Here is a 21,346-nt window from a genome sequence, read left to right as displayed (position 1 = left end):
TCAATCCTAGACAGGTGATGCCGGCCCCCGTGATTGGGAGCCATTACAACAGCTCTTGCGTCACGAACAGATAGCCGAGTGCGGTGACCACCACAAAGATGGTGGCATAGATGAGCAGGATGCAAACCCCCGGGAGATCATTGCAGACCTTGCTGTATCGACAGAGTTTACATCCTCTCATCCGGCTCCTGCTGCCTTGTTTCGGCGGGATGGCCCCGCGGGTGCGGGGCGGGGCTGGTGAATTATCGGGTTTCTCAATCCTGAGTATCCTCACCCAGATCGGAGGCACGATCAAGATATGTCGATCGGCAATGTAATGGGTCGGCGCTGCGATGCCGTCAATCTTGAGCAAACCCTCGCAGAATTTTTCGTTGTCGTTGTCGTTGTCGTTGTCGTTGTCGTGTTCGTCCGGAATCCGACAACGACAACGACAACGAGTAGAGCCTTCGACCACTTTTCCTGGTTGCGACTCTGCCGGTAGATCCTTTTCCGGAAATCACCTTAGCGGGGGCGCGGTTTCGCTCGCCTCAGTCTCCGCGTTCGACCGGGTGTGCCGCCTGGGCTCGCTCATTAGACCGCCCACCCAAAACCCAAGGCGCTCGTGACATCCGCTCCGCGGAGTCACGCATGCCCCGTGGCGCTCTGCGCCCCGTGACACGATGGCCGAAATGACGAACGAGACCTGCAGCCTGTATCGGACCCGGTTTAGAGCCTCCCGCTGAGGTCGCGGATCGCGAAGCCGCACAGGGCCTCTTCGATCCCCTTCGTCAGGCCCATGGCCTTGAACCGCTCCCCCATGATCGCCGGCAGGAGCAATTGCTTCGCGCCGGGGGTCAGGTCGAAGGCATCGGGCGCATCGGAGAGGATCCGGTCGATCCCGCAACCGATCAGGAAGCTCGCCTGCGTGGTGAACCCGGCAAGATCGAAGCCCGCGGCGACACCGGCCTCGGCGACCGCGGTAAAATCCACGTGCGCGGTGATGTCCTGCAGCCCGATATGGGTGTAGGGGTCGCCGTGGACTCGGTGGCGCAGGTGGCACATGAGTGTCCCCATGGTGCGGTCGGGCTGGTAGTAGGCCGGACGCGGATAGCCGTAATCGACCAGCAGGACGAGGCCGGCATCCAGCGTGTCGCCCAACGCCTTCATCCAGGGCGGCAGGCGCAGGTTGATCTCCGAGCCGTAGCCCGGTGCCCGGGCAAAGCCTTCGGCGTGCAGCGCGGCCACGGCGTCGGCGAGTCCGGACGAACGTGCCGGCGCGGTGACCTCGCGGAGATCGCCGGCACACTCGGCGACGAAGACCTCGTCGATGCCGCCGTCCGCGCGGATGCTGAAACGATGCACCGGCATGGCGTCCAGCACCTCGTTGGCGAGGACGACTCCACGCAGGTGACTCGGCAGACGGGTCAGCCACACGCAGCGTTCAGCCAGATGCGGTATCCGCTCCTGGATCAGCATGCGCTGGCGCTCTTGAAGATCCGGGCTCGGTTCCAAGATCAGGTAACGGCCGGGCAGGGCGTCGCGGTGCTCGAGGGCGTGGAGCACCTCGACCGCGAGCGTGCCGGTGCCGGCGCCGAGCTCGAGCAGATCGCCGCCGCCGAGTCGCTCCAGCACCTCGGCACACTGGGCGGCAAGACAGCGCCCGAAGAGCGGCGAGATCTCGGGCGCGGTCACGAAATCACCGCCCCGTCCGAGCTTCACGGCGCCGGCGACGTAGTAGCCGAGGCCCGGCGCGTAGAGCGCCATCTCCATGAAGCGGTCGAAAGGCAGCCGGCCCCCGGCGGCCGTGATCTCGCCTTGGATCTGCGCGGCGAGTCGGGCCGAGATCGCGGTCGCGTCGGTTCCATCGGGTCTGCGGGGCCTGTCGGTCGTATCATCCATCATGACATCCTCGTTCGTGCTTTTCGCACGTCGACACTATATAGCGGGCATGGCGTCGATCCCCGGACGGACGACGAAAACAAGAGAGACAGGCAGATGAGCAACGACGACAAAGGCATGCTTCACCGCGGCGGCGCACACAGCTCCCCCTATCCGGTCAGCCGTTTGGCCCCGGCCTTTGACTCCGGCGAGCTGGCGAGCGAGGTCGCGCGGGCGGAGTCCATGTTGAGCGCCCGCACGGGTGCGAAGCTTCGGGTCATCGCCGACCAGATCAAGCTGCTTCAACAGGAGGCCCGCAAGGTCCTTGCGGACGCCAAGGAGGAGCAGACGCTGACCCGTGCGCAGTGCGCCTTCAAACGCATCCCGGGGCGGACCTATCACCTCTATTGCAAGACGGTCGGCGAGCCCTTCTTTTCGATGCTTGCGCCGGCCGAGTGGGGCGGTGAGATCCCTTACGCGTTTCTGGGATCCTACCGGCTCGAGACGGATTATTCCTGGACACCGGCCGACCGAGCCGATCGGCCGGACGACACGGGCGAGCTGGTCACTCAACTGCTGCGCATCGGCGGCTTGGCGTCGCGAGGCGAGGGATGAAGACACTTCTTGTGATCGTCGGCGCGGTGGTGGTGCTCGGCATCGTCGCCATGGCTGTCTTCGTTTTCGTGGTTCAGAACGTCGAGACGCCCGAGTACGTCGTGGTTGAGGGCGACGGTGCGTTCGAGATCCGGGACTATCCGGCCCTCGTGGTCGCCGAGACGACGCGCAGCGGCGCGCGTCGCGAAGCGCTCGGCGCCGGGTTCGGGCCGCTTGCGCGCTACATTTTTGCCAAGGAGCGTGGCGGGGAGAAGATCGCGATGACCGCACCCGTGATCCAGCAGCGTCCCGATGCCCGTGCCGAGCGGATCGCGATGACCGCCCCGGTGATCCAATCGCCGACCGGGGATGACGCCTGGTCGGTTCGCTTCATCATGCCTTCCGGGTACAGCCTGGACGAGCTCCCCGCGCCGGGCACCTCCGAGGTACGTCTGCGCGAGATCCCGGCGCAGCGGCGCGCGACGGTTCGCTTCAGCGGCTCGACCACCGACGCCGCGCTCTCGGAGCAAGAGGCGGCGCTGCGGGCCTGGATGGTCGCGCGCGGCCTCACGTCCGCGGGTCCTGCCGTCTATGCCTATTACAACGATCCCTTCACGCCTGGTTTCCTGCGCCGCAACGAGGTCCTCATCGATATGGAGGCACCCTGAAGCACGCGAGGCAAGTTGTTGGGCACGCTACGCTTTGCCCAACCTACCTGTTCTACGGCGCCTCGTCGCGCCTCGCCGGCCACCGCGCGGGATGAGCATCCGGGGCCGTTCAACCCCGATCGCCGCGCTCGATCGTCACGCCGACGTCGACGCCTTCGCCGACGGCGCCGGGCTTGGTCAGCGTGAGCCGCACCCAAGAGACCCCCAGCTCGTCGCGCAGGACGGCCGCGCAACGCTCGGCGAGCGTCTCCACCAACTCGAAGCGGCTTTCCGAGACGAACTGCTCCAGTCGCCGGGTGACGGCCTCGTAGTCCAGCGCGTCTTCGATGCGATCGGTGGCCGCGCCGCGCGGGATGTCGCTCGCCATGTCCAGATCCAGAACGACGGGGCGCCGGATGCGCTTCTCCCAGTCGTGGATGCCGATGGTGGTGTCGATCCTCAGACCGCGAATGAATACGGTGTCCATGCTAGACCGCGTCCGGCGGGACATGTGATGCTTCCCTGTGGGCCGGAGGTCGGAGGGGTTCGCCGCCGTTGTCGTGAACGCGGTCTAGGCCGTTGTATTTCTTCATTTTGGACCCGCTCTATCCGAAGGTTTCTTTCTCTTCAATTCCGCGAACGAGGGCCGCCGCGGGCCTGCATGGTGCAACCGGGCAGAAGCGACTCCGGCGACCGCCTCGAAGCGCCGACATCCCGGGATCGACGACTTGCAGTCGTCTTCTTCCGCTGGCCTGACGGCCAGCGGCATCGCGTCCAACTCGGCGATCTCGGAAACCGCGCTGCATGCACATTGGCCGGACTGACTGAACGATGCCGCCGTCGCGGCCTGTCTCCGCTTGACCTGTACCGGCTTCCCATGTCCAATTGCGGCCCATGATCACAGCCTCGCTCCTCATCGTCGCAGCCTACCTGCTGGGCTCGGTTTCCAGCGCCATCATCGTCTGCCGTTTGATGGGATTGCCGGATCCCCGCACTCAGGGCTCCAACAATCCCGGTGCGACCAACGTGCTGCGCATCGGCGGCAAGAAGGCCGCTGCGATCACGCTGGTCGGCGACAGTCTGAAGGGTTTGATCCCGATGGTGGTCGGTCATCTCCTCGGCGCTGCTCCGGCGGTGCTGGCGGGTATCGGTTTGGCGGCCTTCATCGGCCACCTCTTTCCGGTCTTTTTCGGGTTCCGAGGAGGTAAGGGCGTAGCGACCGCCTTGGGCGTGCAGATCGGGCTCTTCTGGCCGATCGGCCTCTCGGTGGCCGCGATCTGGCTCTTCGTCGCCAAGGTGCTCAAGATCTCGTCCCTGTCCGCCCTGATCTCCATGGCACTCGCACCCGTCATCGTATGGATTTTCTGGCCCGACAACGCATTGATCGGGATGCAGCTCATCATCACGGGCCTGCTCTTCTGGCGGCACCGCAGCAACATCAAAAATCTGATCACGGGCACGGAAGACAGCATTACCCGCTACTAAACCGCGTCCCGTGCCATCTATGCGCTCGTCGTGTTGTGTCGATGTCGGACGATGTCTTCAAGGTTGGAGCCGACGCGGTTTAGGATAAAAAATCAATCAGGCGCCTTTCCGAAACGTCCGAGGGTTGTGCCTCACGCGCACTGGCCTAAGGATTTCCGGAATTCACCTAAACTGCGTCCGCTCCGACGTCTGCGGGAAGCGCAACGCTTTGATTCACCAAGAACGTCGCATATCGTGAAAAGACGCAGTTTAGTTTAGCTGACCAGGCGCGTGGTGGCGCCGAGCTGCGGCTCGTCGGGCGGCCGGAACCAGCTCAGCTTCTCGCGTAGCTTCACGACCTCGCCGACGATGATGAGGGTCGGTGGCTGCGGAGGATCGGCCTCCACGAGATCAACGATGGTCTCGAGGGTGCCCGAGTAGACGCGCTGCAGGTGCGTCGTCCCCTGCTGGATGAGCGCGATGGGCATCTGCGGCGAGACGCCGTGTGCCGTCAACTGGTCGACGATGATCGGCAGGCCCGCAAGGCCCATGTAAAAGACCACCGTTTGGCTCGGCTGCGCGAGTGCGCTCCAGTTGAGGTTCATGGTGCCGTCCTTGAGATGGCCGGTCACGAAGGTCACGGATTGGGCGTAGTCGCGATGGGTCAGCGGGATGCCGGTGTAGCTGGCGCAGCCGGCCGCCGCCGTGATGCCGGGCACGACCTGGAAGGGCACGCCCTGTGCCGCGAGGGTGTCGATCTCTTCGCCCCCGCGCCCGAAGATAAAGGGATCGCCGCCCTTCAGGCGCAGCACGCGATGACCGTCCTTGGCGAGATCGGCAAGCAGTTGGTTGATCTCTTCCTGCCGCATGGCATGGTGGTTGCGCTGTTTGCCGACATAGATGCGACGCGCGTCGCGGCGGGTCATCTCGAGGATGGGTTCGGCGACCAAGCGATCGTAGACGACGACATCGGCCTGTTGCATCAGGCGCAGGGCCCGGAAGGTCAGCAGGTCCGGATCACCCGGGCCGGCGCCGACGAGGTAGACCTCGCCCATATCGGATTCCAGCGCATCGTGGGCCAACTCGCGCTCGATCACTGCCTCGGCCTCGGCGAATTGGCCGGCGAAGATACGCTCCGCAACCGCGCCTTCCAGCACGCGATCCCAGAATCGACGCCGATCGGGCAGGGCGCTGAAACGTTGCTTCACCCGGTCGCGATAGCGGGCGCAGAGCTCCCCGAGCCGGCCGTAGCCGGCCGGGATGATGGATTCGAGTCGGGTTCGCAGAAGCCGCGCCAGCACGGGTGACGCCTTGCCGGTGGAGATCGCCACCACGACGGGCGAGCGATCCACGATCGAGGGCAGCAGGAAGGTGCAGGCATCCGGGTCGTCGACGACATTGACCGGGATCTCGTGCTCGCCGGCGAGCTCGGCGATGCGGCGGTTCACCAGACGGTCGTTCGTTGCCGCGATCACGAGCCGATTGCCGATGATATCGCGGGGCTCGAAGCGTCTCGCGAGGTGACGGATCTCGCCTGCATCCGCGCGTCGGCGCAGCGCCTCGTCCAGATCGGGTGCGACGACGCTCACTGCGGCGCCCGCACGGAGCAAGCTGCCGACCTTACGCGCTGCGGTTGCGCCGCCGCCTACCACCAGACAGGGTTTCGCCCTGACGTCTTGAAAGATCGGAAGGAAATCCATGGTCATGATCGCTATGGGTAACCCATGAGGGTCGTTGAGTTGCTCGTCAAAAGTCCTTAATATACTTAAATACTTAGGTTTGTGGTAGGACGATTGATGTGATCAACGAGATCGACTCCGAATCGCTGCACCGTCGCATCGCGGGCGGCGAGGATGTTTTGCTTGTGGATATTCGCACTCCGGCCGAGATCGCCCAAGGCGCAATACCCGGCGCCATGCAGGTCCCGATGCATCTGATACCGATTCGAATCAGCGAGTTGCCTAAAGATCGCGATGTCGTTCTGTACTGCCGCAGCGGCGCCCGCTCCTACCAGGCGTGCGCTTACATGCTGCAGCAAGGGTACGACCGTGTCCTGAATCTGCGCGGGGGGATCATCGCCTGGGCGCGGCACGGTTACCCGATCGCTTGAGTCGTCGAGACGCAGACATCGCCGCCATCGCGGCGGTCGCGCGACCGCCCGAGCGCGGCTTCTCGAGGCCGCTCTCGGCGCCTTGCCTTTTCGGCCTGTTTCGCCTATAAAACCGAATTCTTGTGTCTACTGATATTCTAAAACAGCACCCGACCGGAGGTACTCCATGGCAGATTTTGACCAAGAGCTCGACGCCAGCGGCCTGAATTGCCCGCTCCCGATTTTACGTGCGAAGAAGACGCTGAACGCGATGGATTCCGGCCAAGTGCTGCACGTTGTCGCCACCGATCCAGGCTCGGTCAAGGATTTCGATGCCTTCGCCAAGCAGACCGGCAACGAGCTGATGGAGTCGAAGGAAGACGGCGGCAAATTTCACTTTCTGATCAAGAAGGGCTGACGGCCCGAGCCGTCTCGCCAAACCGAAACAACCCGCGAGCCAATCGACCCGCGAGGAGGACACGATGGAAGAAAAGAAACTCGCCATTATCGCCACTAAAGGCTCTCTGGATTGGGCCTACCCACCCTTTATCCTGGCCTCGACCGCATCCGCGCTCGGCTACGAGACACAGATCTTCTTTACCTTCTACGGGCTCCAGCTCCTGAAGAAGAAGCTCGCTCTCGAGGTGACCCCGCTGGGCAACCCCGGAATGCCCATGCCGATGGGCATGGACAAGTGGTTCCCGGTCCTGGGTCTGACCTTGCCCGGCATGCAGGGCATGATGACCGCGATGATGAAGAAGAAGATGAAGGACAAGGGTGTGGCCAGCGTCGAAGAGCTGCGGGATCTTTGCCAAGAGGCCGAGGTCAAGCTGATCGCCTGCCAGATGACGGTCGACCTGTTCGATATGAACCCGGCCGAGTTCATCGACGGTGTGGAGTATGCGGGTGCGGCAGCCTTCTTTGAGTTTGCGGGACAAAGCGACATCTGTCTCTATATCTAAAGCGCGCCCCGCGCCTCGCGCGCGGGTCTTGCCTGACGCCTGTCCGGGGCGCTGTTGCGTCGCACCGGGTTAGTCACGAAGAACGCCGCCCTCGGGGCGGCGTTCTTCGTCGGTTCTCTTCTGAATTTTGCCTGCAGCCGTCGCGGCATCTTTGGATGTCCACGACGTTTTGCGTTCTTCAGTGCGTCAAGATTTAACCCGGCATTCTATGGAACCGTGTTCAGAGCGAGACGCTGAGCTCCGAGTGAGTCCAAAAGAATCTTCCGCCAGGCTCACGGAATGAGCCACCGATCGGCGCAGACTGCGCCCTGATCCACCATCCGACTGAGCCTGCCATGGCCATGAATCGAAGCCAGCGGGTTCTGCTGCCCCAACGGGGCTCACCACGCGAGCCCGGGGCAACGCCCCGGGATCACGATCCCCATCCATCTGAAGCCCTGAAGGGGCGGCCCAACGCCTTGACTTCATGCCTTCCGCTCTGAATCGTGGATTCGGGGCGTCGCTGAATCTCCCTGCTAATCAGGAGCCAACATCTGCGCATACCGCTCCAGAGCGGTTTAAACCGCGCCCGGTGCGGTATGCGTAATTTGTTGGATGGCTTGGCCGCGCCGGCTCCGACGACTGTTGGAGCCGGCGCGGTTTAGAGGTTTAGCGTTTCAGAAAACCTTGACGATCCCGAGTCCGATGAGATGCGCGTCCATCTCGTAATCGCCGTCGAGCGCATCCGTTCCGTTGACGTCTCCGCCGCGATACGGTGTGCTGCTGCGAATGGTGCGATCGTTTGCCTTGACGTACATGTATCCCGCTTCGATCGACAGGCCATCGCCGAGGAGATGTGCGACGCCGATGCCGAAGAGGTGGCGGTCGTTGTCCGGCACGCGCGCACTGAAATGGGCGTCGTCCTGCCCCGTCTCGTCGTAGGAGTAGCCGAAACGAAGCTGGGTCTCCGGCAGGACGTGATAGGTGACGCCGAGTCGGTACGCGTTGCTGTCTTTCCAGTCATTCGTATCGGTAAAGATCGTCTCCCCCGTACGCGTGCCATCGACCTTGAGCGTGCTGAACGCGCTCCAGCCCGTGCGCGACCAGTCGAGCTCGACGGCCAAGGCGTCGGAAAAGGCATAGCGGGCGCCGAGCTGCAGACGCCAGGGTAGGTCGACATCCACCTTGGCGTTCTGTCCGGGCGGGAGCCGGCCGATCGCGACCAGGGTTCGGCTCAAGGGCTGGTACTCCCCTGAAAGTCCGACGGTTGCGCCGGAGCGAAAGGCGGCGCCGAAGCTCCATGCCTCGTATCGATACAGTGCGCTCAGGTTGAAGCCGAGATCGGCGCCATCGCCGCTGAGTCGCCCCGCCGTCGAATCGAGCTGGGCGTTCTTTACCCAGTAGATGTCCAGGCCGCCGGACAGGCTGAGATTGTCGTTCACGCGATAGGCGACGGTCGGGGAGACGTCGAGGATCTCGAGCTTGCTTGCGGTGGGTTGGCCGCGCGGAACGTTCGGATCCAGCGGCGGCGGAGCCGGGATGCGTGCAGTTCCGCTCAGGACGGGGAAGGTTCCGTCCGCCCAGCGGGTCTCGAGCCCGAAAGGGGCCGTGATCCCCAGGCCGATACGCCAATCCTCGTTGATCCGCAGTGCGGCCTGGATTATCGGGGTTGCTGTCCAGTCGGCGCCTTGGCTGTCGTGTTGCCCCGAGGCGGTTCGAACACTGAAGTTGGGATTGATCAGGAGCGCGCCCAGCGAGACGCTTGATGTGTCGTGAAATCCCATGGCGGCCGGATTGTAGGCAAAGGCGCCGATCTCTTCGGGGTTCGCGACCAAGGCGTTCGCCAGTCCGATGCCTGCAGTCGATGCCTCCGGGAGTGAAAAGCCCGCGGCGAGCGATTGGCCGGCAGCGACGAAGCCGCCGGCGGCGATGGCGGTCGCAATCGCACGAGCGATCTGTTGTTTCATGGGGGAGGCTCCTCGTCGTGTCGGTGTCCGTTGTTTTTCTGCGCCGAACTTTAGGCGAAGATGCCACATTTATCCAGGGGTTGTTGCGAAAAATTCGTCTCCTTGATCGCCCCTATACCCGTGTTTTCGGTCTCTTTCCGATCGGCATCCAAATGACCGCGCAGCGCTACCCCCACATCCCGTGATTGTGATATAAATCGCGTTTATTTCGCTATCGTCATCTTGACGTGGTCTTCGGATGGCAGATCGCAGACTCCAGGTTTTTCATACGGTCGCTCGGCTGCTGAGCTTCACGAAGGCGGCCGAAGTGCTGCATATGACCCAGCCGGCCGTCACCTTTCAGGTGCGTCAGTTGGAGGAGCACTTCAACACGCGCCTGTTCGACCGGACGCACAACCGGATCAGCCTGACTGATGCGGGGAAGACGGTATTCGGCTCGGCGGATCGCATCTTCGAGCTCTACGCCGAAATGGAGAACGCGGTTCGCGAGATCACCGGCGAGATCAGCGGTGCGCTGGCGATCGGTGCGAGTACGACCATCGCCGAGTATATGCTCCCGACCCTTCTGGGTGATTTCAAGGTGCGCTATCCGGATGTGACCATCCACCTGAAGGTCTCCAACAGCGACGGGATCGTCTCGATGGTGGAGAACAACACCATTGATTTGGGAGTGGTCGAGGCGCCGGTCGGGAACAAGAACCTGGTCGTGGAGCATTGCAAGCGCGATCAACTCTTCGCGATCGTCCCGCCCGGTCATCCGCTTGCCGGTGCCGAGATGGTGACCTTCGAGCGCCTCCTCGAGTACCCCTTCATCTGCCGTGAAGAGGGATCGGGAACGCGCGAGGTGATCAACGATTACCTGAACCTGCAACACGACTGTCATTCGGTGCTCAAGGTCTCGATGGAGTTGGGAAGTCCCGAGGCCGTGAAAGGCGCCGTCGAGGCCGGGATGGGCGTGTCGGTGGTCTCGGGGGCGACGATTCAGAAAGAGCTCAAGCTGAGAACGCTGGTTGCGCTCAACCTGGATCCGCCTCTGGATCGCCCTTTCTCCTTCGTCCATCAGAAACAGAAGTTTCGGCTGCGCGTCATGGAAGAGCTGCTGGAGTTTGCGCGGGCCTACTGCCGTGAGCACGACGACTGACGCCGAAACGCGATGGACCCCGTAACCACTCCTCTGCGAGCGACTGCAAAGCCGCCGATCCGCTGCGGCTATCCCCGGACCCGACCCTCGAATCTCCACTGAGCCATTTCCCGTGATGAGTCGAATTCAAGGATCTGAGTCGGAGCGCCGTCTCGTGCGGTCGTTTCGTGCGCTCGCTGCCGAGGAGCGCGAAACGCTGCTCGCATTCGCCGAGTTTCTCGTGCAGCGCGGGGCCGCGACGCAGCCGCCGCATCGCGGGCCACGCGAACCGATTCCGATGCCGCGTCCGGCCACGGAAAGCGTGGTCGGCGCGATCAAGCGTCTGTCGAAGACCTACGAGATGCTCGATCGCGGACCCATGCTCAACGAAACCTCGGCGCTCATGTCCGCGCACGTCCTGCAAGGTCGTCCCGCAAACGAGGTCATCGACGATCTCGAAGCGCTGTTCGCTCGTCACTACCGCGATGACCGAGCCAAACACCCCTCGGAAGGCTGATCCAGTCCATATGAAGATCGTCGCGAACTGGTTTCGGCGTTATTTCTCCGACCCCCAGATCATTTTCCTGGCCGTCCTGCTGCTGATCCTGTTTGCCGTGGTCATTACCATGGGCCGCATGCTCATGCCTGTCTTGGCCAGCATCGTCATCGCCTATTTGCTCGAGGGCTTGGTCGGGGCGCTCGAGCGTCGCGGTTTGCCGCGGTTGGCGAGCGTCTTGGTGGTGTATGTCGCCTTTTTGGCGTTCGTTGCCTTGGTGTTGGTGGGTGTCCTGCCCTCGGTGTCGCTTCAAGTCACCGAGCTGGTGCAGCAGTTGCCGTCGATGATCTCGGTCGCGACGACGGCACTCCTGGATCTGCCGGAGCACTACCCGGATCTGGTGACCGAGGCCCAGGTCGCCGAGTTGATCGGGGTGATCAGGGCCGAGACCGTGATGTTCGGGCAACGTGTACTCTCCTGGTCGCTCGCAAGCGTCGTCGGGGTCATCACCATCCTGGTTTATCTCATTCTCATGCCGCTGCTCGTATTTTTCTTCATGAAGGACAAGAAGTTGATCGTTGGCTGGTTTCACCGGTTCCTGCCGAAGCAACGCACGATCGTGACCGGGATCTGGAAGGACGTCGATCGCCAGATCTCCAATTATGTCAGGGGCAAGGCCTGGGAGATCCTGATCGTCTGGCTGGTCAGCTACGCCACCTTCGTCGGCTTCGGGCTCAAATATGCAATGCTCTTGTCGTTGCTGGTCGGTTTTTCGGTCATCATTCCCTACATCGGGGCTGCCGTGGTCACGGCACCTGTCCTGCTGGTGGCCTGGTTCCAGTGGGGCTGGACTCCGACCTTTGTTTGGATCGCGGTGGCCTATTTCGTCATTCAGGCTCTCGACGGCAATGTCCTGGTGCCGCTGCTGTTCTCCGAGGTGGTGAATCTGCATCCGGTCGCGATCATCGTCGCGATTCTGGTGTTCGGCGGGATCTGGGGTTTCTGGGGTGTGTTTTTTGCGATTCCGCTCGCGACCCTGGTCCAAGCCATTCTCACGGCCTGGCCGATTCCGCCCGACGAGCAGGGCGTCGCGGCCGCTTGAGCCCGGTGCGTCGAAACGCAGCGGCCTCGGGTCAACCGGTACAACCCAAGCGGTTTCTCGCCACAGCGCATCCATGCACGCCTTCGCCCTCAGTCGCTTCCTTTTTTGGTTCGTCATCTTCTTCCTGATCGCATTGGCGAGCCGGCCCTGGATCGAGGATCTCTTCATCCGGTACCAAGCCGAACCGCGCGAGATCATGGCGCGTGGAGATTTGGCGGCCGACGAGCAGACGACCATCGCGATCTTCGAGTCGGTCAGTCCGTCGGTCGTCTATATCACCACCTCCGGGCGGGTCATGGATCTGCTGTCGCGCAATCTCTTGGAGGTCCCGCGCGGCACGGGCTCCGGGTTTATGTGGGACCGACATGGTCATGTCGTGACCAATTATCATGTGGTTGCCGACGTGCAGGCGGCCTATGTCAGGTTGTCCAATCAGCGGGTCTACGAGGCGGCATTGGTCGGTGTCAGCCCGGAGCACGACATCGCGGTGTTGCGGATCGACAGCGGCGCCGGCGGGCCGCCGCCGGTGGCGATCGGCTCCAGTCACGATCTCAAGGTCGGGCAGAAGGTCTTGGCGATCGGCAATCCGTTCGGGTTGGACTATTCCCTGACCGGCGGGGTGATCTCGGCGCTCGATCGGACGATTCCGTCGGATGAAGGGCGCACGATCGAGCATCTGATTCAGACGGATGCGGCGATCAACCCCGGGAACTCGGGCGGTCCCCTGATCGACAGCGCCGGGCGCGTCATCGGCATGAATACGGCGATCTTCAGCCCGTCGGGAAATTTTGCGGGTATCGGCTTTGCCGTGCCGGTCGATACCATCAATCGCGTCGTGCCGCGCCTGATTGCCTACGGTCGTTACGTGAGACCGACGCTCGGCATCGTGACCGATCGGGATCTGAGCCGGCGCTTACTCGAGCGTGGCGGGGTTGCCGGTGTATTGGTCCTTCAGGTCCAAGAGGGCTCGCCTGCTGCGCGGGCGGGGTTGAAGGCTGCGGTCATCGGCAGGGACGGGGATCTTGCCGCAGCGGACATCATCGTCGGGGTGGACGGGCGCGAGGTCGATTCGGTCGAGAGGTTGGTCGAGCTGCTCGACGCCTATCGGGTCGGGGACAAGGTCATCCTGCGGATTCACCGCGACGGACAGCTGATCGAGGTCGATGTCGTGCTCGGTTAAACCGCGCTCGGTGCGGTATGGGATGTTTTAGGATGGGATCGGCCCGGCGGATTTGACGACCGCTGGAGACGGCGCGGTTTAAGATATTAAAAATATGAATTTCTAAACCGCGTCCCCGCTAAGGGCCGCGGATGCACCAAACTTCGAGCTCACTCGAAAGTGAGCATCTCGCTCTGGACGCGGTTTAAGGGCCGTTCACACACCACACGTCGAGCTCACTCGAAAGTGAGCATCTCGCTCTGGACGCGGTTTAGTTGAGGCCGCACATCCCACCCGGACAGCAGGCTCCGCTCGCGCAGGCCGGGGCGTTGCCGCTGCCGAGACTTCTGCTCGAGATGACGTTTCCGCCGGTCGCGAGACGATGCACGGGCGCATCGGCCGGGGTATCGCCGAGTGCGGTGCCCGTGCGGGCGCACAATTCGCCCCAGCTCGCGAGGCTCTCGCTCATGCGGTGGTTGACCTCGAGGACGCGGTCGTTGGCTTCGCAGCGGTAATCATAGGTCGGCATCGTGCTTCTCCGAAGTATATCGATGGATGCTTATGCAGGTCATTATATCCGGGCGCCGAAAGCAGGCAAGCTCCCTGCTCGAGCGCTTCTCGACGCGATCCGCGAGGACGCACCTCAGCCGGCGTCCGCGAGTGCGCGCTCGGCGCGCTTTCGAAAGACCCTCATCTCCTTTGCGGCCTGGATGTCGCCTTTGGCCTCGGCGACCTCGATGCCTCGATCGAGCGCATCAATGGCCTCGGCATGGCGCCCGAGCGCCGAGAGCGCTTTGCCGTAGAGCTTCCAGGCGGCGGAATAGCCGGGGTCGAGACGCACGGCCTCGCCGAGATGACCGAGTGCCTGCTCGGTCCGGTCCGTCTTGAGATATTCGCCACCCAGGCTGTACCGCAGCAGGGCCGAATCCTGGCCGCGCTTCAGCATGGCTTCGAGGTTGTCGACGATGCTCATGGTGTCGTTCCGCTGTGTCTGTTGGTGAATACACGCCAGATCCGTGCCGAACCCTTGAGTCGGTACCCGGCGCGCAGCGCATCAGCTCGGAGGTCCTGCCGCGTCGACTCAGCGCTGCCAGAAGGCGGGCGTCAAGAGGACCAGAAGCGTAAAGATCTCCAAGCGCCCAAGCAGCATGGCCACGCAGAGGATCCACTTCGCCGGGTCGTGCAGGTCCGCGTAATGGGGCCCCACCTGGGCCAGCCCTGGCCCGAGGTTGTTGATGCAGGCGGCGACCGCGGAGAAGGACGTGAGCAGATCCAGGCCGGTCGCGGCGAGCAGCAGGTACATGATGATGAAGCTCGCGACATAGAGCGAGAAGAATCCCCAGACGGCATCGACGACGCGGTGGTTGACGCTCTTGCCGCCGACGCGTACGGGGATCTGGGCGCTGGGGTGGATGAGGCGCTCGATCTCGCGGATCCCCTGCTTGATGAGCAGGAGAAAGCGGATGACCTTGATGCCGCCGGCGGTCGAGCCGGCACAGCCGCCGATGAAGCTCGCAAACAGCAGCAGGATCTCGATGAACGGCGGCCAGTAAAAGAACTCCGCGGTGGTGAACCCGGCCGTCGTCCCGATCGAGACCGCCTGGAACAGGCCGTGGGTGAAGGCGTCGTCCCAGGTGATATAGGTGTCGGTGTAAAAGAGGGCCAGCGTCGTGACTGCGATCACGGTCACCATGATGAGCAGAAAAAAACGCAGCTCGCTGTCGCGCCGATAGACGCCGAGATCAAGTCGATGAAAGGCGACGAAATGCAAGGCGAAGCTCATGGCCGCGATGAGCATGAAGAGCACGGCGATCATCTCGATCAGCGTGCTGTTGAAATAGCCCATACTGGCGTCGTGGGTCGAGAAGCCGCCGATGGCCACGGTGGAGAAGGCGTGGCCGATCGCATCGAAGAAGGTCATGCCGGCACCCCAATAGGCGAGCGTGCAGGCGACGGTCATCGCGACGTAGATGTACCAGAGTGCCTTGGCGGTCTCGGTAATCCTGGGCGTGAGCTTGGCGTCCTTCACCGGGCCGGGCATCTCGGCACGAAAAAGCTGCATGCCGCCGATGCCGAGCATCGGCAAGACCGCCACCGCGAGCACGATGATCCCCATGCCGCCCAACCATTGGAGTTGTTGACGGTAGAAGAGGATGGCTTTGGGCATGTGGTCGAGCCCGACGATGACGGTCGCGCCGGTCGTGGTGAGACCGGACATGGACTCGAAGATCGCGTCCGTCACCGAGAGTCGGGGCACCTCGGCCAGCACGAAAGGCAATGAACCGGCCAACCCGAGCCCGGTCCAAAACAGCACCACGACAAGGAATCCGTCCCGGATGCGCAGCTCTTGTCGAAGCCGCATGACCGGGAGAAAGGTCATCAAGCCGACGCCGAGGATCAGCAGAAAGGCGGCCAGGAACGGCCAAATCTCCCCGTCGCGGTAGATCAACCCGACCACGACGGGCGGAAGCATCGTGAAGCTGAACAGCGTCAAGAGCAGGCCGACGACCTTTTGAACGGCGAAGAATTTCATCGCGCTCTCGGGCGCATCGCTCGGCCGCGGTCGGCAATCACGGCGCGAACCCCTCTCGAGGGGGGCGCTCCGACACCGGAGGAAAGACACCTACGATGGATCTCGCGGGCAGCCTCATTGCAATCTCCCTTCTGCTGCTGACCGCAATCGGCGTCGCGGCACTTTTTCTGGCCGGAAGGGACAGTCGCTCGTCCAACGAAGACGACCCTCCGCCGCCGGACTGAAGATCGGCGCCAGGCGTCGCGGCGCCAGGCGTGCGGCTTCGAGCCGATCCGGTTCGAGCGGGCCGGGCAAGCGCAAGGCTTCGAGGTCGCGCATCGTCATCGTCGGGTGGTGCAGTCGCCGAGGCGGCAATGCACCTGCAGCGAACGGCCGTCTCGGCACTGGACGCGATGCTGCTCCCACTCGGGCCCCGAGGCTTCGAGGCGGGTTTTCGCGTCCGTCAGTTCGCAGCCGCGGCTCTCGGCGTAGCGCTCCGCATCGTAGGCCCAGGTGCCGACCGGCCCAACGCCCGTCTGCGTCGCCCCGTCGATCGATTCGTCGAGGGCAGCCGGTGCTCGGGCGGACTCCCGAGTCCTGCTCGCGCCGGTATCGCGGTGTTCGTCCCACTTGCTCCTGAGCGCGCTCAAGGCGTTGCCGAGATTCTCGGCATAGCGTTCGGTCACATCCGTCGACCACTCTTCACCTGTCGCCGATGTTTGGACCTCGCGCGCGCGCAACAAGACACGTGTTCCGGGGTCTTCGGGGACGAAGAGGGCCGAGATGCGGATCAGTCGCCGCGGTGCGCGAGGGTCGTCGGGGTCGCTCTCCTCGAGGATCTGCTCGATCTCGACGGTCGTCTCGCCGACCGCGGGAATCGTCCACCCGCGCCTGTATGCCGAGGCAATCGCGAAGTCTCTGGCCTGCTCCGGGGTTGCCCCGTACAAGAGGACGCCGGGCGCAGGTGCTGCGGCGACGAGCTCGAACGCGAGCACCCCGAGCGCGACCGGGACGATTCGCACGATCCGCGCAGGGAGCGATCGCAGTGTCGTGCAAGGTGGCATTCGCCGACGGGTGCCGAATCCGATCGGCCGTCCGGGCGATGGGCGCGAAGCATCCATGGCGAGGCCGTCAGTCGGTGCCCTGCGGACGCGCGATTCTCATCGCGGCAGCTACAGAAGACCGCGGCAGTCGCCGTCTCGGCATTGCACCAAGACGCTGTCGGCACCCGCGCACGGCACCTTGTGGACCTCTCCGTCGCTGCGCGAGTCGATGAGGATCGACCCGCTCGGCTCGACATTGCAGCCCCGAAGCCGTGCATATTGTTCCGCGTAGTAGGACCAGCTGACGCTCCCGGACGACGGCGAGAGCGCCATCATGTTCTCGCTGTTCGGAATCGTCTCGACGGCAGGTTGGGCGAGCGGCTCGGGGAGCGACATGGGTTGCGTGACGGCAACGGGCTGGGTCCGCGTGAGGGTCGGTCTGGTGTCGATGATGGGGGCAGGGCCGCTTGTGGACCTGCGCGGCTCCGGAGCCGGCCTCGCGGGTGTGCCGGCGACAGGTGTCGGTGCAGGCGGAGAGGTCTGCTCGAATGCACGCGGCGCGGGAGTCGCTGCGGCGGGCGTTTGGCTGGACATCGCCGCAGCCACCGGCGGGGTTGCGGTCGTCTCGTCGGCCCGGGTTGCCGGAGGGCTCGTGCCGGTATCGGCGAGCGCCGTGCCATCTGCGCTGCCCGAGTCACGCGTTTCGCCGGCCCGTGCAGCACCCGAGGGCGGCGCCGCCCGTGCAACCCGGGCGCGATCGCGCGACCAGGTCGAGTGGAGCGAGCGAAGGGATTCGTCCAATGACGTGCGGAATGCCTCGGTGACGTCGGTGCGCGTCGGTCGTCCGTCCGGCGTCGTCGAGACGAGCGCCGCGTCCAAGGCAACCTTGACGCTGCCGCGGTCATCGAGGAAGTAGGAGGTGACCTCGACGAGACTGCCGGGCGCGGCCGTGGCCGCTGCGGAGCCGAGATCACGCGCGAGAGGTGAGCCCGGATCGAGCGGACGCCGAGCCACCACGCGATCGTCCGTCGTCTCGGCAATGATCCAAGCCCGGCTCCTCGCCGAACCCATCGCCAACGCCTTCACCTCCGCGCGGGACGCGCCGGGGAACACCATCTGCGGACGGTCCCCGACCTGAAAGGCTTCGACTTGGGGGTCGAAGGTTCCGGTTCTCGGGCTACCGGCGCAACCGACCTGAAGCACGGCGACGGCGGTCATTGAAAGAATCAAAGTGATGGGACGCAGGTTCACGGCAAACCCCTCGGGCAGAGAACAGGGACACCTCGGGCGACACACATTCGGACTCCGAGCCACGCCCGTCGGCACCGCGCTTGAGGCCAAGCGTGCCACACCCCGAAACCCGCGGCCAGCTTCTGCGTGTGGGGGCATGTGTCGAGGACGGCAAGCCAGCACGGCATCGGTGCGAGGCTTCGGAAACGACGCTTGGCCGCGGCAGAAACAGCAAAAGCCGGCATCGTGCCGGCTTTTGCTGTTGTCGTAGAGTGTTTGGAGCCGATGCGCGGATTCGAACCGCGGACCTACGCATTACGAATGCGTTGCTCTACCGACTGAGCTACATCGGCGCGGAGCCGCGAAGTATAGGGCGATCGCCCGATCGTTTCCACCCCCCGCTCGAGCGATTTCGAGCATCATGCGGAAATCTTTGCAATCACCCGATGGATTCCGCTAAAATCCCGGCGCTTAACTTCGACCATCCGCCCTTGTCCGGAGCCAACCTTAGGGATTATCCATGCCCAGCGTGCGTGTCAAAGAGAACGAGCCTTTCGAAGTCGCAATGCGGCGTTTCAAGCGGTCCTGCGAAAAAGCAGGTGTGCTCGCCGAGGTCCGTCGTCGCGAGTTTTACGAAAAGCCGACGTCCGAGCGCAAGCGCAAGAAGGCGGCTGCGGTGAAGCGGCATCAGAAGAAGTTGCAGCGTGAGTCGCGTCGCTGGGAGCGTCCGTACTAAGGTCGGATCCTCGATGTCGGTCCCGCGTTCGTCGGGGCCGCTGCTCGCATTGCGACGAGGTCGCAAGTCTTTCTTTTCGTACCGCTGCGGTTTCGACGCTTCATCATGCTCAAACTTCAAATCCAAAGTGATATGAAGACCGCCATGAAGGCGGGCGACAAGACTCGGCTCGGGGTGATCCGGTTGATGCTCGCGGCCATCAAGCAGCGCGAGATCGACGAGCGCATCGAGCTCGACGACGCTCAGGTCCTGGCCGTCCTCGACAAGATGGTCAAGCAGCGTCGCGACTCGATCAGTCAGTACAGCGGTGCCGGCCGTGAAGATCTCGCCGAGATCGAGCGCTTCGAGGTCGAGGTCATCCAGTCGTATCTCCCGCGCGCCCTCACCGACGAGGAGCTGACGTCCCTGATCGACGCGGCGATGGCGTCCTCGCAGGCGAGCGCGATGAGCGACATGGGCAAGGTCATGGGCCTGTTGAAGCCGCAGATTCAAGGCCGGGCCGATATGGGCAGCGTCAGCGCCCGCGTCAAACAGCGCCTCGGAGGCTGACTCCGGCGTCGTCGCTCAACGCTTTGCCGAGGCACATGGCCGGTCGCATCCCCCCCGAGTTCATCGACGAGCTTCTCACGCGAACCGACATCGTCGACCTCGTCGGCACGCGGATTCAGCTGCGCAAGGCCGGGAAAGACTACCAGGCCCGCTGCCCCTTCCACGACGAGAAAACCCCGTCCTTCACCGTCAGCCAGGACAAGCAGTTCTATCACTGTTTCGGCTGCGGCGCCCACGGCACGGCGATCGGCTTCCTGATGGAATACGACCGCCTCGACTTTCGCGAAGCCATCGACGAGCTGGCGCAGCGTGCCGGATTGGCGGTGCCCGACGGGGTCGACGCCGGTCGGCCCGGCCCCGATCACGGGCCGCTGTACACCCTTCACGCGCAGGCGGCCGAGCTCTATCGCGAGCAATTGCGGGTCCATCCCGACGCCCGGCGCGCCGTCGACTATCTCAAAGGGCGCGGTCTCACCGGCGAGGTGGCGTCGCATTACGGGCTGGGTTTTGCACCGCCCGAGGGTCGCCTGCTTCTGTCGCGCCTCGGCGCGAGCCCGTCGGAGCGCGAGCGCCTGCTGGCCTGCGGGCTGATCTATGACGAGGAGGGGCGACGACGCGACCGCTTCCGTGATCGGATCATCTTCCCGATCCGCGATCGACGCGGCCGTGTGATCGGTTTCGGCGGGCGGCTGCTCGGCGAGGGCAAGCCGAAATACCTCAACTCGCCCGAGACCCCGATCTTCCACAAGGGTCGCGAGCTCTACGGTCTGTTCGAGGCACAGAAGGCCAGTCGCAAGCTCGATTCGGTCCTCGTCGTCGAGGGCTACATGGATGTCATCGCCCTGGCGCAGTTCGGGGTGACCAACGTCGTTGCGACCCTCGGCACGGCGACAACCGCGGAGCATCTCCAGCTGCTTTCGCGCACGACCCCCGAGATCGTGTTCTGCTTCGACGGCGATCGTGCGGGGCGCGCCGCGGCCTGGAAGGCATTGGAGAGCACGCTGCCCTCGGCGACCGGCCGCCAGTCGATTCGTTTTTTGTTCTTGCCCGACGGGGAGGATCCGGACAGCCTGATCCGGGCCGAGGGCGCCGATGCCTTCCGTGCACGCATGACGGAGGCTCAACCGCTCTCTGAGTTTCTGTTCGAGCAGCTCTGCGATCAGGTCGACATGACCAGCATCGACGGGCGTGCGCGTTTTTCCATCTTGGCGCAGCCGTTGATACAGACGGTACCGCCCGGGATCTACCGCGACATGCTGACCGGCCGCATGGCCGCGCTGGCTGGATTGCCGACGCCGTCGCAGCGGCCGCCCGCCCGCGCGCGCGCACGTGCGCGCACGGCGCATCCCACCCGGCCGAGCCTGATCGCACAGGCCATCGCCTTGCTGCTCGATCATCCGGAGCTCGCGGGCGAGGTTGCCGAAGCCCCCGACGACTGGCGGCGCTCGGCCAATCCAGGTGCCGCGATCTTGGTGCAACTGCTTGAAACGATTGCGGCACACCCAACTATCAGCAAAGGTACGTTGGTGGAGCGTTGGCGCGATCGGGAGCACTTCACCTACCTCCAGCGACTCAGCGTCGATCCTTTCCTGCGCGGTATCCCGCCCGACGGGATTGCAGCCGAGTTCATCGGTGCCTTGACGCGCATCGGCGACGAGGTTCTCAAGGAGGAGCGTCAACGGCCCTTGACTGCAGCACGCCCCGGCGTGTCGGGCGAGGACGTCCGGGCGCAGCTTGAGCAGGATGTCGCTCCCGCACCCTCGCGCAGACATTGACTGGAGTCAACGCTACTTAACGTGCTAAACTGCGTAGTTCGCCTTTTAGTGGCCATCCGCCGTAG

23 protein-coding genes and 1 tRNA gene are annotated in these 21,346 nt (G+C 63.8%); 13 read left to right on the top strand and 11 right to left on the bottom strand.

The genetic code is table 11. From position 1 onward, the window contains the following. Positions 1–43: 43 nt before the first annotated feature. Both KFB96_RS07965 and KFB96_RS07960 read right to left on the bottom strand, forming a co-directional pair. Positions 44–181, bottom strand: coding sequence for a hypothetical protein (locus KFB96_RS07965; RefSeq protein WP_175534674.1), 138 nt, complete (start codon positions 179–181; stop codon positions 44–46). 524 nt (positions 182–705) lie between these two features. Further along, positions 706–1,878, bottom strand: a complete 1,173-nt coding sequence (locus KFB96_RS07960) for an SAM-dependent methyltransferase (protein ID WP_213462505.1) — start codon at positions 1,876–1,878, stop codon at positions 706–708. Between the two features lie 96 nt (positions 1,879–1,974). Between KFB96_RS07960 and KFB96_RS07955 the strand changes: the two genes are divergently transcribed. Then, positions 1,975–2,472: a DUF2452 domain-containing protein gene (locus tag KFB96_RS07955; RefSeq protein ID WP_213462506.1), complete on the top strand. Its 498-nt coding sequence runs from the start codon at positions 1,975–1,977 to the stop codon at positions 2,470–2,472. Next, on the top strand, positions 2,469–3,119 hold the full coding sequence (locus KFB96_RS07950; protein ID WP_213462507.1) for a heme-binding protein: 651 nt from the start codon (positions 2,469–2,471) through the stop codon (positions 3,117–3,119). Before KFB96_RS07955 ends, KFB96_RS07950 begins: the two co-directional genes overlap by 4 nt. A gap of 109 nt (positions 3,120–3,228) precedes the next feature. Here the strand turns inward: KFB96_RS07950 and folB are convergent, their stop codons facing one another. After that, entirely contained in the window at positions 3,229–3,585 is a 357-nt protein-coding gene (folB, locus tag KFB96_RS07945; RefSeq protein WP_213462508.1) for a dihydroneopterin aldolase, read from the bottom strand. Positions 3,586–3,992: 407 nt separating this feature from the next. Here folB and plsY point away from each other — a divergent pair, with 407 nt between their 5' ends. Then, the gene (gene plsY, locus KFB96_RS07940; protein WP_213462509.1) at positions 3,993–4,583 is read left to right on the top strand and encodes a glycerol-3-phosphate 1-O-acyltransferase PlsY; all 591 of its coding nucleotides are present in this window, start codon (positions 3,993–3,995) and stop codon (positions 4,581–4,583) included. Positions 4,584–4,837: 254 nt separating this feature from the next. On the opposite strand, the gene cysG is transcribed toward plsY, so the two are convergent. Beyond that, complete coding sequence (cysG, locus tag KFB96_RS07935) at positions 4,838–6,262, bottom strand: siroheme synthase CysG (RefSeq protein WP_213462510.1); 1,425 nt, start codon at positions 6,260–6,262, stop codon at positions 4,838–4,840. A gap of 98 nt (positions 6,263–6,360) precedes the next feature. On the opposite strand from cysG, the gene KFB96_RS07930 reads away from it, so the two are divergent. From KFB96_RS07930 to KFB96_RS07920, 3 genes are all read left to right on the top strand, one after another. After that, a complete protein-coding gene (locus tag KFB96_RS07930) occupies positions 6,361–6,672 on the top strand; it encodes a rhodanese-like domain-containing protein (protein ID WP_213462511.1) in 312 nt (103 codons plus the stop codon). A gap of 166 nt (positions 6,673–6,838) precedes the next feature. Further along, the gene (locus tag KFB96_RS07925; protein ID WP_120799473.1) at positions 6,839–7,069 is read left to right on the top strand and encodes a sulfurtransferase TusA family protein; all 231 of its coding nucleotides are present in this window, start codon (positions 6,839–6,841) and stop codon (positions 7,067–7,069) included. Between the two features lie 64 nt (positions 7,070–7,133). Then, positions 7,134–7,613, top strand: a complete 480-nt coding sequence (locus KFB96_RS07920) for a DsrE/DsrF/DrsH-like family protein (protein ID WP_213462512.1) — start codon at positions 7,134–7,136, stop codon at positions 7,611–7,613. Between the two features lie 656 nt (positions 7,614–8,269). Here the strand turns inward: KFB96_RS07920 and KFB96_RS07915 are convergent. Continuing rightward, complete coding sequence (locus tag KFB96_RS07915) at positions 8,270–9,559, bottom strand: porin (RefSeq protein WP_213462514.1); 1,290 nt, start codon at positions 9,557–9,559, stop codon at positions 8,270–8,272. 238 nt (positions 9,560–9,797) lie between these two features. Between KFB96_RS07915 and KFB96_RS07910 the strand changes: the two genes are divergently transcribed. The 4 genes from KFB96_RS07910 (at position 9,798) to KFB96_RS07895 (ending at position 13,457) form a co-directional block, all read left to right on the top strand. Further along, positions 9,798–10,700 (top strand): LysR family transcriptional regulator, encoded by a 903-nt coding sequence (locus KFB96_RS07910; protein WP_213462516.1) that lies wholly within the window; start codon positions 9,798–9,800, stop codon positions 10,698–10,700. Positions 10,701–10,815: 115 nt separating this feature from the next. Next, a complete protein-coding gene (locus tag KFB96_RS07905) occupies positions 10,816–11,196 on the top strand; it encodes a hypothetical protein (RefSeq protein ID WP_213462518.1) in 381 nt (126 codons plus the stop codon). A 10-nt stretch (positions 11,197–11,206) separates the two neighbouring features. Continuing rightward, on the top strand, positions 11,207–12,277 hold the full coding sequence (locus tag KFB96_RS07900) for an AI-2E family transporter (RefSeq protein WP_213462520.1): 1,071 nt from the start codon (positions 11,207–11,209) through the stop codon (positions 12,275–12,277). Positions 12,278–12,350: 73 nt separating this feature from the next. Next, a complete protein-coding gene (locus KFB96_RS07895; RefSeq protein ID WP_213465337.1) occupies positions 12,351–13,457 on the top strand; it encodes a trypsin-like peptidase domain-containing protein in 1,107 nt (368 codons plus the stop codon). Between the two features lie 250 nt (positions 13,458–13,707). On the opposite strand, the gene KFB96_RS07890 is transcribed toward KFB96_RS07895, so the two are convergent. The 6 genes from KFB96_RS07890 to KFB96_RS07865 all read right to left on the bottom strand — a co-directional run bounded on the left by KFB96_RS07890 (position 13,708) and on the right by KFB96_RS07865 (position 18,574). Next, on the bottom strand, positions 13,708–13,965 hold the full coding sequence (locus tag KFB96_RS07890; RefSeq protein ID WP_213462522.1) for a zinc ribbon domain-containing protein: 258 nt from the start codon (positions 13,963–13,965) through the stop codon (positions 13,708–13,710). Between the two features lie 114 nt (positions 13,966–14,079). After that, positions 14,080–14,409 carry a tetratricopeptide repeat protein gene (locus KFB96_RS07885; RefSeq protein ID WP_213462524.1) on the bottom strand — a complete coding sequence of 110 codons (330 nt, stop codon included), beginning with the start codon at positions 14,407–14,409 and terminating at the stop codon, positions 14,080–14,082. 108 nt (positions 14,410–14,517) lie between these two features. Beyond that, the gene (locus tag KFB96_RS07880) at positions 14,518–15,969 is read right to left on the bottom strand and encodes a TrkH family potassium uptake protein (RefSeq protein ID WP_213462526.1); all 1,452 of its coding nucleotides are present in this window, start codon (positions 15,967–15,969) and stop codon (positions 14,518–14,520) included. Between the two features lie 320 nt (positions 15,970–16,289). After that, positions 16,290–16,970 carry a hypothetical protein gene (locus tag KFB96_RS07875; RefSeq protein ID WP_213462528.1) on the bottom strand — a complete coding sequence of 227 codons (681 nt, stop codon included), beginning with the start codon at positions 16,968–16,970 and terminating at the stop codon, positions 16,290–16,292. Positions 16,971–17,120: 150 nt separating this feature from the next. Continuing rightward, on the bottom strand, positions 17,121–18,242 hold the full coding sequence (locus KFB96_RS07870; protein WP_213462530.1) for a hypothetical protein: 1,122 nt from the start codon (positions 18,240–18,242) through the stop codon (positions 17,121–17,123). Positions 18,243–18,498: 256 nt separating this feature from the next. After that, positions 18,499–18,574: transfer RNA gene (locus KFB96_RS07865), tRNA-Thr, on the bottom strand. A gap of 167 nt (positions 18,575–18,741) precedes the next feature. Here KFB96_RS07865 and rpsU point away from each other — a divergent pair. The 3 genes from rpsU to dnaG all read left to right on the top strand — a co-directional run bounded on the left by rpsU (position 18,742) and on the right by dnaG (position 21,281). Continuing rightward, a complete protein-coding gene (gene rpsU, locus KFB96_RS07860) occupies positions 18,742–18,957 on the top strand; it encodes a 30S ribosomal protein S21 (protein WP_007041206.1) in 216 nt (71 codons plus the stop codon). Between the two features lie 105 nt (positions 18,958–19,062). After that, a complete protein-coding gene (locus tag KFB96_RS07855; protein WP_213462532.1) occupies positions 19,063–19,506 on the top strand; it encodes a GatB/YqeY domain-containing protein in 444 nt (147 codons plus the stop codon). 35 nt (positions 19,507–19,541) lie between these two features. Next, positions 19,542–21,281 carry a DNA primase gene (gene dnaG, locus KFB96_RS07850; RefSeq protein WP_213462534.1) on the top strand — a complete coding sequence of 580 codons (1,740 nt, stop codon included), beginning with the start codon at positions 19,542–19,544 and terminating at the stop codon, positions 21,279–21,281. The last annotated feature ends 65 nt before the right edge of the window (positions 21,282–21,346 follow it).

The organism is Thiocapsa sp. (assembly GCF_018399035.1).
Taxonomy (GTDB): domain Bacteria; phylum Pseudomonadota; class Gammaproteobacteria; order Chromatiales; family Chromatiaceae; genus Thiocapsa.
This window is presented reverse-complemented; position numbering and strand designations above follow the sequence as displayed.